The organism is Homoserinibacter sp. GY 40078, from assembly GCF_008017545.1.
Taxonomy (GTDB): Bacteria; Actinomycetota; Actinomycetes; order Actinomycetales; family Microbacteriaceae; genus Homoserinibacter.
This window is the reverse complement of sequence record NZ_VRTZ01000001.1, coordinates 1,407,422-1,422,624: the sequence shown is the minus strand read 5'-3', so window position 1 is coordinate 1,422,624 and position 15,203 is coordinate 1,407,422. Positions and strand designations below refer to the sequence as shown.

The 15,203-nt window shown below is 68.7% G+C and carries 15 protein-coding genes; 9 read left to right on the top strand and 6 right to left on the bottom strand.

Annotation, left to right across the window (positions count from 1 at the left end; all coding sequences use genetic code 11):
• Nucleotides 1–31 precede the first annotated feature (31 nt).
• The gene (locus tag FVQ89_RS06830) at nucleotides 32–334 is read right to left on the bottom strand and encodes an excalibur calcium-binding domain-containing protein (RefSeq protein ID WP_147901086.1); all 303 of its coding nucleotides are present in this window, start codon (nucleotides 332–334) and stop codon (nucleotides 32–34) included.
• A gap of 111 nt (nucleotides 335–445) precedes the next feature.
• On the opposite strand from FVQ89_RS06830, the gene FVQ89_RS06825 reads away from it, so the two are divergent.
• Together FVQ89_RS06825 and FVQ89_RS06820 are read left to right on the top strand one after the other, a co-directional pair.
• Nucleotides 446–1,015 carry a carboxymuconolactone decarboxylase family protein gene (locus FVQ89_RS06825; protein WP_147901085.1) on the top strand — a complete coding sequence of 190 codons (570 nt, stop codon included), beginning with the start codon at nucleotides 446–448 and terminating at the stop codon, nucleotides 1,013–1,015.
• Between the two features lie 42 nt (nucleotides 1,016–1,057).
• On the top strand, nucleotides 1,058–1,627 hold the full coding sequence (locus tag FVQ89_RS06820) for a 1-acyl-sn-glycerol-3-phosphate acyltransferase (protein WP_147901084.1): 570 nt from the start codon (nucleotides 1,058–1,060) through the stop codon (nucleotides 1,625–1,627).
• A gap of 22 nt (nucleotides 1,628–1,649) precedes the next feature.
• Here FVQ89_RS06820 and ychF read toward each other — a convergent pair whose 3' ends face one another.
• Entirely contained in the window at nucleotides 1,650–2,726 is a 1,077-nt protein-coding gene (ychF, locus tag FVQ89_RS06815) for a redox-regulated ATPase YchF (protein WP_147901083.1), read from the bottom strand.
• A gap of 78 nt (nucleotides 2,727–2,804) precedes the next feature.
• Between ychF and FVQ89_RS06810 the strand changes: the two genes are divergently transcribed.
• The 4 genes from FVQ89_RS06810 (at nucleotide 2,805) to FVQ89_RS06795 (ending at nucleotide 4,769) form a co-directional block, all read left to right on the top strand.
• Nucleotides 2,805–3,017 carry a hypothetical protein gene (locus FVQ89_RS06810; RefSeq protein WP_147901082.1) on the top strand — a complete coding sequence of 71 codons (213 nt, stop codon included), beginning with the start codon at nucleotides 2,805–2,807 and terminating at the stop codon, nucleotides 3,015–3,017.
• 434 nt (nucleotides 3,018–3,451) lie between these two features.
• On the top strand, nucleotides 3,452–3,748 hold the full coding sequence (locus FVQ89_RS06805) for a hypothetical protein (RefSeq protein WP_147901081.1): 297 nt from the start codon (nucleotides 3,452–3,454) through the stop codon (nucleotides 3,746–3,748).
• Between the two features lie 170 nt (nucleotides 3,749–3,918).
• Nucleotides 3,919–4,509, top strand: coding sequence for a 3'-5' exonuclease (locus FVQ89_RS06800; protein WP_147901080.1), 591 nt, complete (start codon nucleotides 3,919–3,921; stop codon nucleotides 4,507–4,509).
• Between the two features lie 47 nt (nucleotides 4,510–4,556).
• On the top strand, nucleotides 4,557–4,769 hold the full coding sequence (locus tag FVQ89_RS06795) for a response regulator (RefSeq protein WP_147901079.1): 213 nt from the start codon (nucleotides 4,557–4,559) through the stop codon (nucleotides 4,767–4,769).
• Between the two features lie 89 nt (nucleotides 4,770–4,858).
• On the opposite strand, the gene FVQ89_RS06790 is transcribed toward FVQ89_RS06795, so the two are convergent.
• Nucleotides 4,859–6,355, bottom strand: coding sequence for a CoA-acylating methylmalonate-semialdehyde dehydrogenase (locus tag FVQ89_RS06790; RefSeq protein ID WP_147901078.1), 1,497 nt, complete (start codon nucleotides 6,353–6,355; stop codon nucleotides 4,859–4,861).
• 204 nt (nucleotides 6,356–6,559) lie between these two features.
• On the opposite strand from FVQ89_RS06790, the gene FVQ89_RS06785 reads away from it, so the two are divergent.
• Nucleotides 6,560–7,942 carry a DNA recombination protein RmuC gene (locus FVQ89_RS06785; RefSeq protein WP_147901077.1) on the top strand — a complete coding sequence of 461 codons (1,383 nt, stop codon included), beginning with the start codon at nucleotides 6,560–6,562 and terminating at the stop codon, nucleotides 7,940–7,942.
• A gap of 45 nt (nucleotides 7,943–7,987) precedes the next feature.
• Here FVQ89_RS06785 and FVQ89_RS06780 read toward each other — a convergent pair whose 3' ends face one another.
• Genes FVQ89_RS06780 through FVQ89_RS06770 form a run of 3 tightly spaced genes read right to left on the bottom strand, consistent with a single transcriptional unit; the run spans nucleotide 7,988 to nucleotide 12,443 of the window.
• Nucleotides 7,988–10,072 carry an ABC transporter ATP-binding protein gene (locus tag FVQ89_RS06780; RefSeq protein ID WP_255513463.1) on the bottom strand — a complete coding sequence of 695 codons (2,085 nt, stop codon included), beginning with the start codon at nucleotides 10,070–10,072 and terminating at the stop codon, nucleotides 7,988–7,990.
• Entirely contained in the window at nucleotides 10,069–11,802 is a 1,734-nt protein-coding gene (locus tag FVQ89_RS06775) for an ABC transporter ATP-binding protein (protein WP_147901076.1), read from the bottom strand. Before FVQ89_RS06775 ends, FVQ89_RS06780 begins: the two co-directional genes overlap by 4 nt.
• Nucleotides 11,803–11,858: 56 nt before the next feature.
• Nucleotides 11,859–12,443 (bottom strand): TetR/AcrR family transcriptional regulator, encoded by a 585-nt coding sequence (locus FVQ89_RS06770; RefSeq protein WP_187264941.1) that lies wholly within the window; start codon nucleotides 12,441–12,443, stop codon nucleotides 11,859–11,861.
• 105 nt (nucleotides 12,444–12,548) lie between these two features.
• Between FVQ89_RS06770 and glpK the strand changes: the two genes are divergently transcribed.
• Nucleotides 12,549–14,102, top strand: coding sequence for a glycerol kinase GlpK (glpK, locus tag FVQ89_RS06765; protein WP_147901074.1), 1,554 nt, complete (start codon nucleotides 12,549–12,551; stop codon nucleotides 14,100–14,102).
• 66 nt (nucleotides 14,103–14,168) lie between these two features.
• A complete protein-coding gene (gene fbaA, locus FVQ89_RS06760) occupies nucleotides 14,169–15,200 on the top strand; it encodes a class II fructose-bisphosphate aldolase (protein WP_147901073.1) in 1,032 nt (343 codons plus the stop codon).
• Nucleotides 15,201–15,203 lie beyond the last annotated feature (3 nt).

Below are 15,203 nucleotides of genomic sequence, written 5' to 3'. Positions count from 1 at the left end.
AGCCGCGCGGATCGGCATCACGCCGCCCAGGTCAGCGCTTCTCACAAGCCACCCCGTCCTTGTCGCGGTCCGACTTCTTGTTGGCGTTGTAGAGGGCTGTGGAGACCGTGAAGTTGGTCACGGGCTTCGTCGACCCGCGCACCTTGTCCTTGGCCCCCTTCTTGCCCACACCATGCGGATACTTCTTATTCAGTTCGGTGCAGTTCTTGTAGGTCTTCGCGACCGACGAGCTGAGCGACGCCGAGATCGGAGCGGACACCTCCGAGCAGCCTGCGAGCGTCGGCCCGAGCACGAGAACCACCGCCCCGAGCAATGCGATTGCATTCCGTTTCATCTGCAATCCCTCCCAACTCCGGAAGGTAGTCCCGTCCGAAGTCGAGTGGCAGCCCACGAACGGGTGACGACGTCGTGCGCCCGGTGGGATGCTTGGCGCCGGGAGGACTCCATGACGATCATCCGCACCCCCGAACCCAGCGACGTCACGGGCGACGCCGCCCAGCTGTACGCCGACGACCTCGAGGCGATGGGCTACGTCCCGTCGCACACCCGTGTGATGGCCACCAACGCGCCCGCCGTCCGCGCGTTCGAAGACCTGATCCGCGCGTCGATCCGCACCATGGATCTGCGTCGCTACGAACTCGTGACGCTTGCGGCCGCGGAGGCGATCGGATCCCGCGCCTGCCGGCTCGCGCACGGGCGACGAACTCTCAAGGTGTTCGACGAGGAGCAGCTCATCCGTATCGCCCGCGACTTCCACGACGCCGGATTGAGCGAGGCGGAGGTCGCGATGATGGAGTTCGCTCAGAAGCTGTCGCGCGACTCCTCATCGATGACCGACGCCGACTCCCTCCGCCTGCGCGAACTGGGCTTCAGCGACGACGAGATCGTCGACATCGCGCTCGCGGCAGCGGCCCGCAACTTCTTCTCCCGGGCTCTGCACGCCCTCGCCGTGCCGGTCGATCTGCCTCCCGACCTCTCCGAGGCACTCCGCGACGCTCTCGTCGACGGGGTCTAGCGCATTCCCCGCACGTGATGAGGCATCGCGTACCGTGACCGGATGCGCCGACTCCTCGCCCGTGTTTTCTGGACGTTCAGCCGGTGGAGCCTCGCGGGCGAGCCGGCGCCGACCCGGCCGACCGTTCTCATCGGCGCCCCGCACACCTCCAACTGGGACTTCGTCTTCATGCTGGCGATCGCGTGGCGACTCGGGATCGACATCCGCTGGCTCGGGAAGAAGAGCCTGTTCGCGGGATGGCGCGGCCCGATCATGCGCGGACTCGGGGGCATCCCCGTCGACCGAGCGGACCCCGGCCGGGTGGTCGAGGAGGTCGTGGCGCGGGTACGGGCCGGTGAGGTTTTCGGCCTCGTCGTGACGCCCGACGGCACCCGAGGTGGCAACACCCACTGGAAGTCGGGCTTCTACCGCATCGCCCGCGAGACGGGGATGCCGGTGACCCTCGGCTACGTCGACCGGACCACGATGACCACGGGGCTCGGGCCCACGCTCGAGCTGACCGGTGATGTCGGCGCGGACATGGACGCCATCCGCGCGTTCTACGCCGACAAGGCGGGGTACCGCCCGGAGCGGCGAGTGGAGCCGCGGCTCGCGTCGGAGTCGGCGGGCTGAGCGGTGGCGCTCGGGGTGTGCGTCAGACGTTGAAGCGGAACTCGACCACGTCGCCATCCTGCATGACGTAGTCCTTGCCCTCGACGCGGGCCTTGCCGCGGGAGCGCGCCTCGGGGAGTGAACCGGCCGCGACGAGATCCTCGAACGACACGACCTCCGCCTTGATGAAGCCGCGCTCGAAGTCCGTGTGGATGACGCCCGCCGCCTGCGGAGCCTTCCAGCCCTTGCGGATCGTCCATGCGCGCGACTCCTTCGGGCCGGCCGTGAGGTAGGTCTGGAGTCCGAGGGTGTCGAATCCGATGCGGGCGAGCTGGTCGAGACCAGACTCATCCTGGCCCGTGGAGGCGAGCAACTCGGCCGCATCCTCGGGGTCGAGGTCGATGAGCTCCGACTCCACCTTGGCGTCGAGGAACACCGCCTGAGCGGGAGCGACGAGGGCCGCCAGCTCCGCCTTGCGCGCGTCATCCGTGAGCACCGCCTCGTCGACGTTGAACACGTAGATGATCGGCTTCGCGGTCATGAGGCCGAGTTCCTTCAGCAGCCCGAGCTCGATGCCGCTCGCGCGCGAAAGCGGAGTTCCCGCGTCGAGCGCCTGCTTGGCTTCGACCGCCGCGGCGAGCACGGCGGGATCCGCCTTCTTGCCCTTGACCTCCTTCTCGAGACGGGTGATCGCCTTCTCGAGGGTCTGCAGATCGGCGAGAGCGAGTTCGGTCGTGATGACCTCGAGGTCGTCCTGCGGGTTCACGGCACCCGCGACGTGCACGACATCCGCGTCGTCGAATCCCCGGACCACCTGGGCGATCGCGTCGGCCTCGCGGATGTTGGCGAGGAACTGGTTGCCGAGCCCCTCCCCCTCGGACGCGCCCTTCACGATGCCCGCGATGTCGACGAAGCTCACCGTCGCAGGCAGGATGCGCTCGCTGCCGAAGATCTGCGCCAGCACCTGCAGCCGCTCGTCCGGCAGGTTCACCACCCCGACGTTCGGCTCGATCGTCGCGAACGGGTAGTTCGCGGCGAGCACCGTGTTCTTGGTGAGCGCGTTGAAGAGGGTCGACTTGCCCACATTGGGGAGCCCGACGATGCCGATGGTGAGAGCCACGGGGGTCAAGCGTACCGGGGGTGGATGGCGCCGGCCCGCGTTCTCCACGGCCGGGTAGCGTGAGGGCGGGAGGACGAGATGACGCGCTGGATGATCGTGGTTGCGAAGCTGGTGAGCTACACGCTGATCGTCGCGGTCGCCGTCCTTCTCTCGATCGGACTCTCCGGTTCGTGGATGCCGGGCCTCCCCCTCGGTGTCCTCGCGGGACTCGCGGGCTCGTCGGGACTGGGGCTGGCGCTGCGGCGGGTCGGTCGCCGCTCGGACGCCGAGGTGGTCAGCGCCGAGCGGTAGGCATCGAGCGCTCGGACTATTTCGGGCCGATTCGCTGCATCTGGACCGCGACACGCCCGGGGTGCTTGCGTTCCTGGGAATCCGCCGGATATCGTGAACGGCTGCACCGAGAGCCGGTGCACATCAGATGCCGAAAGGAGCCGGGGATGATCGCAACAGTCACAGAGTTCACTCGCGGCGAGCGCCAGCTCGCATTCATCGCCGACGTCGTCGGCGTCATCATCGTCCGGGAAGGCTGAGCGTTTCTGCGCCGCCGTCCATGACGGTGGCGACGCTCTCGAAGCCCGATTCCGGATGCATTCCGCATCCGAGGATCACGTCCCGTCCACGATCCCGCCATGTCGGCGGTGGTCGATACCGTGCCCGAATCCGCGGCACCCTCCGGAACCGCCCACAAGGCGGTCTCGACAACCACCACTCTCGAGGACACCGAAATGAACACCACGTTGACGCCCACGACGCGTCACGACACCACGCAATCGACCACCCGGGTCGAGACCCAGCGCCCCGCGCGCCGGGTCGGGCTCATCGACCGCGCCGCGCTGCACCTGGGCATGGCGCTCATCCGTTGGGGCCGCCGCCCCGACCGCGCGCTTGCACGCAGCGAGCGTCGCGCGAGCCGGCTCGAGCAGACCCTGATCGATCACGATCAGCGACTCGCGCTCGCGCAGCAGCGCGCTCGCGAGCGGGAGCAGATCATCGCGCTCGCGTATCTCACGCGCATCCGCTGAGCATCGGTGCCAGGCACCGGCTCAGCAGTCGCGTCACCACCATCGGGGCCGTCGTCGGAGAGATCCGGCGACGGCCCCGTCGCGTGCGGCGGGGTGCCGAACGGCCCGGCTGTACGGCGCCGGCGGCGCGTCTCCAGCCCACTGTCGGTGCCCCGTGCGAGAGTCGGAACGTGCCCCTGGACTTCACCGCGATCGACTTCGAGACCGCGAACGGGTCCAATGCGAGCGCGTGCTCGGTGGGTCTCGTGAAGGTGCGCGACGGCCAGATCGTCGACCGCATCGGGTGGCTGATCCAGCCGCCGCCTGGGCATGACCACTTCGTGGACTGGAACACCCGCATCCACGGGATCCGCGCCGAAGACGTCGTGGGCGCGCCGGGGTGGACCGAGCAGCTGCCCGACCTGATGGCGTTCGCCGAGAACGACATCCTGGTCGCGCACAACGCCGGATTCGACATGGGGGTCATCAAGGCCGCCTGCGCGGCGACCGGCCTCGTCGCTCCGAGCTACAGCTATATGTGCAGCCTGCAGCTCGCACGCAAGACATACCACCTCGACTCGTATCGCCTACCTCTCGTGGCGATGGCGGTCGGATTCGAGGACTTCCCTCACCACGACGCGGTCGCCGACGCGGAGGCGTGCGCGGCGATCATGATCCACGCGGCCGACCGTCACGGCGCCATCGATCTGCCGGAACTCTCGGAGCTCGCCGGGGTGCGGATCTCGTCGATCGCGCCGCCCGCCGTCGCCGCCGCATCCTGACGTCCCGCCGCCCGCGCGCGTAGGCTGACCGACGGAACGGAGGAGTCATGTCCGAGACCATCTTGGGGCGCCTCAGCGGCGGCCCGCTCGACACGCAGATCATCCCGCTGGATGCGGAGAATCTGGACGCCGTCGACGACGAGCTCGTGCTGCCGTGGGAGCAGGGCCAGCTCATCTACCGCCGCGCCGGCGACGCCGAGAACACGGGCCCTCACGACGGCCCGACGACGGTCCCCTACCGCTTCGACTCCCAGATCTGAGTCTCATCCGCCATAGACATGGCTAGGGCGCGGTAGACACCCGCGCACCCCTGTCTTGCGCGCCACAGACATGTCTATGGCGCACGGATTCAACCGTTTTGGGGGAAGCCCAGGTTGATTCCGCCGTGCGACGGATCCAGCCAGCGCGCCGTCACCGCCTTCTGACGGGTGAAGAAGCGGATCGCATCCGGGCCGTAGGCCTTCGTGTCGCCGAAGAGCGAGTCCTTCCAGCCGCCGAAGGAGAAGTACCCGACCGGCACGGGGATGGGCACGTTGATGCCCACCATGCCGACCTGCACCTCGCGCTGGAAGCGCCGCGCCGCACCGCCGTCGTTGGTGAAGATCGCCGTCCCGTTGCCGTAGCGGCCGCCGTTGATAAGCGCGAGGCCCTCCTCGTAGCTCGCGACCCGCACGACCGAGAGCACAGGGCCGAAGATCTCGTCCGTGTACACCTTCGAGCTCGTGGGCACCTTGTCGACGAGCGTCGGGCCGAGCCAGAATCCGTCCGCCTCGCCATCGACCTCGATCCCTCGACCATCGACCACGAGGTCCGCGCCGTCCTCGACGGCCACGTCGAGATACCCGGCGACCTTGTCACGGTGCTCCCGCGTGATCAGCGGACCCATGTCGCAGCCGCGGGTGCCGTCGCCGACACGCAGGCCGCCCATCCGCTCGCTGATCTTCGCGACCAGCTCGTCGGCGACCGGCTCCACCGCGACGACCACCGAGATCGCCATGCAGCGCTCTCCCGCGGAGCCGAAGCCCGCATTGACGGCGGAGTCCGCCACCAGATCGAGGTCGGCGTCCGGCAGCACCAGCATGTGGTTCTTGGCACCGCCGAGCGCCTGCACGCGCTTGCCCGCCGCGGTGCCGCGCTCGTAGACGTACTTCGCGATCGGCGTCGAGCCGACGAACGAGACGGACGCGACATCCGGGTGATCGAGGATCGCGTCGACCGACTCCTTGTCTCCGTGTACGACATTGAAGACGCCGTCCGGAAGCCCCGCCTCCTGGAAGGCCTTCGCGAGCCAGATCGCCGCGGACGGGTCCTTCTCGCTCGGCTTCAGCACGACCGTGTTGCCCAGCGCGATCGCGATCGGGAAGAACCACATCGGGACCATCGCCGGGAAGTTGAACGGCGAGATGATGCCGACCACGCCGAGCGGCTCCTGCACCGAGTAGACATCGACGCCGGTCGACACGTTCTCCGAGTGCTCACCCTTCGCGAGGTGCGCGATGCCGCACGCGAACTCGACCACCTCGAGACCGCGGGCGATCTCGCCGAGCGCATCGGACGAGACCTTGCCGTGCTCGGACGTCAGGATCGCGCCCAGTTCGTCCTTGCGGGCGTTGAGGATCTCGCGGAAGGCGAAGAGCACCTGCTGGCGCTTCGCCCAGCTCGCGCCGCCCCACCCCGCGAGGGCCGTGCGAGCGGCCTGCACCGCTGCATCCACGTCCGCCGTCGACGCGAGACGCACCTCGCGCTGCACGACGCCGCGCGCCGGGTCGTAGACGGGAGCGGTGCGGGTGGATTCGCCGGCGAATGCGGCTCCGCTCACCCAGTGGTCGAGGATCTCGTCAGCCATACCGGTGAGGCTACTCACAGACATTTCGTAAACATTTTCCGCTGCGACCGTGGTCGTGGTTCCCGCGAGAAATGCAGGATCGATGCCGGGCGCGGGCAGTAAATACCGCGGTTCCGCGGCGACCCGCAGAGGATCTCCTGCATTTCTGGAAGGGGGCCAGGATGTCGGGCGGGCGATGTCGGGGGACCCTGCCAGACTGCCCGCATGGATGCGCTGCTCCCCCTCGTCATCGGGCTCGCGATCGGTCTCGCGATCGGCGTGGGCGCCACGCTGCTCGTCGCACGGTCGCGCCCCGCGACGACCGTGGCCGATGTGGCACTGCGTGAGGCCCAGCACGGCGCCGAACTCGCGCGGGCGCGTGCGGAGGAGGCCGCGCTTCGCGCTGAGGTCGAACGACAGCTGGCGGGTTCACAGGCGGCCCTCGACGGAGTTCGTGAGCAGCTCGCCGCCTCGCGCGATCAGTACCGCGAGCTCGTCGAGCGCACCGACGCCGAGGCGCGTAAGCGGCAGGCAGATGCAGCCGCAGAGAGCAAGGTGCTGCAGGAGCTCGCGCCTGTGAAGGAGACGCTCACCGCGATGCAGCGGAAGGTCATCGAACTCGAGAGCCAGCGGGCGCAGCAGCACGGCGAGCTCACGCAGCAGCTCCGCACCGCCACCGAGTCCGAGGAGCGACTGCGGCTGACCGCCGAGCAGCTGGCGAGCGCTCTGCGCAACAACGCGACCCGCGGAGTCTGGGGCGAGACCCAGCTGCGCACCCTCGTGGAGTCGGCGGGTCTCCTGAACCGGGTCGACTTCTCGGTGCAGTCGACGATCGAGTCGGAGAGCGGAACGCGACGCCCCGACATGATCGTCACCCTGCCGGGCGGCAAGTCGATCCCGGTCGACGCGAAGGTGCCGTACAACTCGTTCATCGAGGCGAGCGCCATCCCCGCGACCGCGACCGGCGATCAGGAGGCTCAGCGCACCCGACTCCTGGCCCAGCACGCGAAGCAGGTCCGGAGCCACGTCGACGCCCTCGCCTCGAAGTCCTATTGGACGGGACTCGACGCCAGCCCCGATTTCACGATCGCGTTCATTCCGAACGAGCCCCTGCTCGCGGCGGCCGTCGAGGCGGATCCGAACCTCATGGACTACGCGTTCTCGAAGCGGATCATCCTCGCCAACCCGGGAACGCTGTGGGCGCTGCTCAAGACGATCGCGTTCACCTGGCAGCAGGACGTGCTCACCGAGGACGCCAAGCGGCTCTTCGATCTGGGCAAGGAGCTGTACGGCCGGCTCGCGACGCTCTCCGAGCACGCCGACCGCCTCCGCGGGGCCATCGAGTCGACCGTCACGCACTACAACCGGTTCGCGAGTTCGCTCGAGCAGCGCGTTCTGGTCACGGCACGCAAGCTCGACGCACTCGACGAGTCCAAGGTGATCAGCACCCCGGCCACCATCGACGAGACTCCGAAGCGCCTCACGCAGAACGAGTTCGCTGCACTCGACGGCCTGGGCACCGAGCGCCCCGAGATCGACGAGACCCTCGTGCGGCCCGCGAACACGGCCAAGGACGCGGAAGGCGGCGCCGACGCGAAGTCGGCCTGACCGCCGCCCCGCGCCGGCACCACCACCACACAGGAACGGCGCCGCCTATTCCGCGTTCTCGGGTGAACCCTCCTCCGCGAGCGCATCGAGCACGATCTCTCCGGTCGTGGGAGGCGGCGTGGCGGGCGCCCCGACCATCGCCGGCACAGCATCGGCCACCTCCTCGATCGGGGCCGCGAACTGGGCCTCGTACAGACGTGCGTAGGCTCCCTGCGCGGCGAGCAGCTCGTCGTGCGTGCCCTGTTCGACGATCGCCCCCTGCTCCATCACGAGGATCAGATCCGCATCGCGGATGGTCGAGAGCCGGTGCGCGATCACGAAGCTCGTGCGATCCCGCCGCAGCGCGCTCATCGCCCGCTGGACGAGGAGCTCGGTACGGGTGTCGACCGAGCTCGTCGCCTCATCGAGGATCAGCACCGACGGCTTCGCGAGGAACGCCCGCGCGATCGTGATGAGCTGCTTCTCGCCCGCCGAGACGTTGCCGCCCTCATCGTCGAGCACCGTGTCGTAGCCGTCCGGCAGTGAGTGCACGAAGCGGTCGACGTATGCCGCTGTCGCCGCATCCATGATCTCCTCCTCCGAGGCATCCGGACGGCCGTAGGCGATGTTGTCGCGGATCGTGCCGCCGAACAGCCATGTGTCCTGGAGCACCATCCCGGTACGCGAGCGCAGGTCGTCGCGCGACATCCGGGTGGTGTCGATGCCATCGAGCGTGATGCGACCGGCGTCCGGGTCGTAGAAGCGCATGATCAGGTTCACGAGCGTCGTCTTGCCCGCACCGGTCGGCCCCACGATGGCGATCGTCTGCCCGGGTTCCGCCACCAGCGAGAGGTCGCCGATGAGCGGCTTCTCCGAGTCGTACGAGAACGCGACATCCTCGAACGCGAGGCATCCCGTCGCCCCGGAGGGCGACTCCGCGGGTACCGGGTCGGCGCTCTGCTCCTCGGCGTCGAGCAGCTCGAATACCCGCTCCGCCGACGCGACACCCGACTGCAGCAGGTTCGCCATCGAGCCGAGCTGCGAGAGCGGCTGCGTGAACTGCCGGGAGTACTGGATGAACGCCTGGACATCGCCCAATCGCATCGACCCGTTGGCGACGAACAACCCGCCGACGACCGCGATCGCCACGTACACGAGGTTCCCGACGAACATCGTCGCGGGCATGATGATGCCGCTGATGAACTGCGCCCCGAAGCTCGCGCGGAACAGCTCCTCGTTCTTCTCGTCGAACCGCGCCTGTACCTCGCGGTGCCGCCCGAAGACCTTCACGAGTGCGTGGCCCGTGTAGCCCTCCTCGATCTGCGCGTTGAGGGCACCAGTGTGGGTCCACTGCGCCACGAACAGCTTCTGCGAGCGCCTCGCGACGAGCACCGTGATCGCGAGGGTCACGGGGATCGCGACGAGAGCGACCAGCGCGAGCACCGGCGAGATGACGAACATCATCACCACGACGCCGACGACCGTCAGCAACGAGGTGAGCAGCTGCGACAGGGTCTGCTGGAGGCTCTGCGACACGTTGTCGATGTCGTTGGTGACGCGGCTGAGCAGCTCGCCGCGCGGCATCCGGTCGAAGTAGCGCAGAGGCAGGCGGTGGATCTTCGCCTCGACGTCCTCACGCAGCCGCAGCACGGTGCGCTGCGTGATGCCGTTGAGCACGTAGCCCTGCAGCCACATGAACACCGAGCTGAATACGTAGAGCAGCAACACGATCCCCAGCACGAGAGCGAGCGCCGAGAAGTCGATCCCCTCACCCGGGCGCAGATCCATGTTGCGCAGCAGATCGGCCTGAGCGGTGTCGCCCTGCGCCTCGAGACCCGCGATCACCTCGTCCTTCGTGACGCCCGCCGGCAGCTGAGCCGACACGACGCCCTCGAAGATCAGGTTGGTGGCCTGCCCGAGCACCTTCGGCCCGATGACGCTCAGGATCACGCCGATCGTTCCGAGGAGGATCACGAACATCACCCCGAGCCGGTCCGGGCGCAGCCGCCCGATCAGGCGCCGGGCCGACGGCCCGAACGACATCGCCTTCTCGGCGGGCATGCCCGCCCCGCCGAACGGTCCTCCGCCGCCCGGTCCCCGCTGGACGGGCGGGCGGGGGCGTGCCGGTGCGTCGGTCTTGTTCTCGCTCACGCCGCTTCCTCCGCGCTCAACTGGCTCTCGACGATCTCGCGGTATTCGGCGGAGCTCGCGAGCAACTCCTCATGGGTTCCGAGGCCGACGACCGCGCCGTCCTCCATCACCACGATCTGGTCGGCCTGAAGGATGGTCGACACGCGCTGGGCGACGACGATCATGGTGGCGTCGGACACCTCCCGGGCGAGCGCCTGCCGCAGCCGGGCGTCGGTCGCGGTGTCGAGCGCCGAGAAGGAGTCGTCGAAGACGTAGATCTCGGGTCGCTTCACCAACGCCCGCGCGATCGCGAGACGCTGCCGCTGCCCGCCGGACACGTTCGTGCCGCCCTGGGCGATCGGGGCGTCGAGCCCTTCGGGCATCGCCTCGACGAAGTCGCGCCCCTGCGCGATCTCGAGCGCCTCCCAGAGCTCCTCATCCGTCGCATCCGGGTTGCCGTAGCGCAGGTTCGACGCGACCGTGCCGGAGAACAGGTACGGCCGCTGAGGCACGAGCCCGATCCGGCTCCACAGCAGCTCCGGATCAAGCTCCCGCACGTCGACCCCGTCGACGAGCACGGCGCCGCCCGTCACATCGAAGAGCCGTGGCAGCAGGTTCACGAGGGTGGTCTTTCCGGATCCGGTGGAGCCGATGATCGCCGTCATCCGCCCCGGGCGTGCGGTGAACGAGACCTCACGCAGCACGGGCGCCTCCGCTCCCGGGTACGCGAACGTCGCACCGCGGAGCTCGACCTCGCCGGTCGAGACGAGCTCGGTGACCGGCGCGAGCGGGGGCACCACCGAGGGCTCGGTACCGAGCACCTCGCCGATGCGATCGGCCGACACCGCCGCGCGCGGCAGCAGGACGGCGAGGAACGTCGCCATCATCACGGCCATCAGGATCTGGACGAGGTAGCTGAGGAACGCGATGAGCGAGCCGACCTGCATCTCGCCCGACTCGATCCGGAACGCTCCGAACCACAGCACCGCGACACTCGAGACGTTGAGCACGAGCATCACGACCGGGAACATGAGCGCGAACAGCCGGCCGGCGCGCAGAGCGGTGTCGGTGAGCTCGCGGTTGGCGACCGCGAACCGCTCCCGCTCACGCTCCTCGCGCACGAAGGCGCGGATCACGCGGATGCCGGTGAGCTGCTCGCGCAGCACGCGGTTGACGTTGTCGATGCGCGTCTGCATCTTGCGGAACTGGGGAACCATCCGCACGATGATGAGCCCCACCGCGACGAGCAGCACCGGAACGGCGACCACCATGATCCACGAGAGCATGACGTCTTCCCGGAGCGCGAAGATCACGCCGCCGATCGCCAGGATCGGCGTCGACACCAGGATCGTGCAGCTCATCAATACGAGCATCTGCACCTGCTGCACGTCGTTCGTGGAGCGGGTGATGAGCGATGGCGCCCCGAAACGGGCGACCTCGCGCTCGGAGAACTCGCCGACCCGACGGAACACCGCGGCGCGCAGATCCCGACCGAGCGCCATCGACGCCCTCGCCCCGAAGTAGACCGCGAGAATCGCGGCGGTGATCTGGCCGAGGGTGATCAGCAGCATGAGCCCGCCGGTGGCGAGGATGTAGCCGGTGTCGCCTGTCGCGACGCCATTGTCGATGATGTCGGCGTTGAGCGCGGGCAGGTAGAGCGTCGCGATCGACTGCGCCAACTGGAAGACGACGACGCCGACGAGGAGAGCCCAATAGGGCCTCAGGTGTTTCACAAGGAGGGATCCGAGCACGGGTGCTTCTTTCGTGAGAGCGATGCGGTGGTGGGGAGAAGAAACGGAGGCGGACCTCAGGGAACGGCGACGCCGTGCACGATGACACCGGCCAATTCGACGGAGTCGAAGGGCCTCGCACTGACACGGTCGATCGAGGCGCCGAACGCGACGAGACGGATGTACCAGGCCAGGGTGTCGACGGGCACTCCCAGGCGCTCGACGTCGGGGGCGAGGATGTCGCGGACGATTTCGATCCACTCCTCTCGAGCACCCTCGCGCGGAGCGGGTGGCCCGTCGAGCTGGAACAGCCGCATGATCTCGAAGATCTCGCGGAACCGCCCGCGGAGGGCCTCGACCAGCGCCGCGATCTTGTCTTCGAGCGAGAGGTCATGCGGGAGCCGACGCAACTCGGCGCGGAACGGCTCGGGGTCCAGCAGCTTCGTGACCCCCGCGACGAGCAGCGATTCCTTGTCACCGAACGCCCGGAAGACCGTGCCCTCGGCGACGCCTGCCGCCTCGGCGAGCTCGCGGCTCGTGACATCGCGCCCCTTCTCCCGGAGCAGAGGCACCACGGCCTCGAGGATGGCCTCCCGCCGGTCGTCGGGCGCGAGCGGACGCGCGCGCTCCTTGACGACCACGAACTCCGAGGGAAGTGCCACGCGATGATCATAAGTGAGTGAGCACTCACTCCGCAATCGGCAGGACCGCCTCCCTTCGATCGCCGCGGCCACGACTAGCGTTGACGGCGATCGAAGGAGACCAGCATGGCCGGATCCGAACACGTCGCCGAACCCGCCGAACCCGCCGAAGCCGCCGAGCCCGCCCACGTCGTGGCCATCGACCAAGGCACGACCAGCACACGCGCGATCGTCTTCGACCGACAGGGCCGCGTGGTGAGCGTCGGCCAGCAGGAGCACCGGCAGCACTTTCCCCGGCCCGGATGGGTCGAGCACGACCCGATGGAGATCTGGGCCAACACGCGACACGTCATCGGCGCGGCGCTCGGCGACGCCGGGATCACCCGCCACGACGTCGCCGCGATCGGCATCACCAATCAGCGCGAGACCGTGATCGTTTGGGACCGCACCACCGGTCGCCCCGTTCACCACGCGATCGTCTGGCAGGACACTCGCACCCAGGACACCGTGGATGCGCTGGCGCGCGACGGCGGCGTCCGCCGGTTCGCAGACCGCACGGGCCTCCCCCTCGCCACCTACTTCTCGGCCACGAAGATCGCCTGGATCCTCGATCACGTCGACGGCGCCCGCGAGCGCGCCGAGCAGGGCGAGCTGCTGTTCGGCACGCCCGACACCTGGGTGCTGTGGAACCTCACCGGCGGAGTGGACGGAGGCGTGCACGCCACCGACGTCACCAACGCCAGCCGGACGCTCCTCATGAGCCTCGAGACGCTCGACTGGGACGACGAGCTGTGCGCGACGTTCCGGGTGCCGCGCGCGATGCTCCCCCGGATCCGCTCGTCGTCCGAGATCTACGGGCACGCCGCGTCCGGAAGCCTGCTGCGTCATGTGCCGATCGCTGGGATCCTCGGCGATCAGCAGGCGGCCACGTTCGGCCAGGCCGCCTTCGACGCAGGCGAGTCCAAGAACACCTACGGCACCGGCAACTTCCTCATCGTGAACACCGGCACCGAGAGGGTGCACAGCGAGGCCGGCCTCATCACGACCGTCGCCTACCGGCTGGGCGACGAAGCGCCGCGGTACGCGCTCGAAGGGTCGATCGCCGTGACGGGGTCGCTCATCCAGTGGCTGCGCGACAACCTCGGCATCATCGACTCCTCCGCCGAGATCGAGAAGCTCGCCGCATCCGTCGACGACAACGGCGACGTCTACGTCGTGCCCGCCTTCGCCGGGCTCTTCGCTCCGTACTGGCGTGCGGACGCGCGCGGTGCGATCGTCGGCCTCACGCGGTTCGCCACCAAGGCTCATATCGCCCGCGCCGCACTCGAAGCGGTGGCGTACCAGAGCCTCGATGTGTTCGAGGTGGCGAACGCCGAGCTGGAGACACCGATCGACGAGCTGCGCGTCGACGGCGGCATGGTGGCGAACGAGCTGCTCATGCAGTTCCAGGCCGACGTGCTGGGCGTTCCGGTGGTGCGCCCGGCGGTCGCCGAGACGACGGCACTCGGTGCGGCGTACGCGGCGGGGCTCGCGGTGGGAGTGTGGTCGGATCTCGACGAGCTCCGCGCACTCTGGCGGGAGGACCGCCGCTGGGAGCCATCCGCGGATCCGGAGGAGCGCGCCCACGGGATCGCCCGCTGGCGCCAAGCGGTCGAGCGCACCTTCGACTGGGCCGAATGACCCTCGGGGGCCTTCGCGGCTCCCCCTAGACTCGATCCGACACCCCACGCCTCGAGGAGGAACCCCATGCCCGTCGCCACCCCGGATCAGTACGCCGAGATGCTCGACACCGCGAAGAAGAACGCATTCGCGTTCCCCGCGATCAACGTCTCCTCGTCCTCCACCATCAACGCCGTGCTCCAGGGACTCACCGAGGCCGGATCCGACGGCATCATCCAGGTGACCACCGGCGGCGCCGACTACTTCGCCGGTCAGACCGTCAAGGCCCGCGCATCCGGCGCTCTCGCGTTCGCCGCGTTCGCCACCGAGGTGGCCAAGAACTACCCGATCACGGTCGCCCTGCACACGGACCACTGCCCGAAGGACGCGCTGCCCGGCTTCGTCATGCCCCTCGTCGAGGCGTCCGAGGCCGAGGTCAAGGCGGGTCGCAACCCGATCTTCCAGTCGCACATGTGGGACGGATCCGCCGTGCCCCTCGCCGAGAACCTCGAGATCGCGAAGGAGCTCCTCCCGCGGCTCAAGAACATCCGCGCGATCCTCGAGGTCGAGATCGGCGTCGTCGGCGGCGAAGAGGACGGCGTGCAGCACGAGGGCTCGAACGAGGCGCTCTACACCACTCTCGGCGACGTGGAGCAGGCGGTCGAGGCTCTGGGCCTCGGAGAGCACGGCCGATACATCGCCGCGCTCACCTTCGGCAACGTGCACGGCGTCTACAAGCCGGGCAACGTGAAGCTCCGCCCCGAGCTACTGGGTGAGATCCAGGCCGGAATCGCGGCGAAGTACGGCACGGGCGAGAAGCCGCTCGACCTCGTCTTCCACGGCGGATCGGGGTCCACGGATGCCGAGATCGCCGAGGCGGTCGCGAACGGCGTGATCAAGATGAACATCGACACCGACACGCAGTACGCGTTCACGCGGTCGATCGCGGACACGATGTTCCGCAACTACGACGGCGTGCTGAAGGTCGACGGCGAGGTCGGGAACAAGAAGGTCTACGACCCGCGCGCCTGGGGCAAGACGGCGGAGTCGGCGATGGCGAAGCGCGTCATCGAGGCCACGAACCAGCTGGGTTCCGCGGGCCACGCCATCAGCCGCTGACCG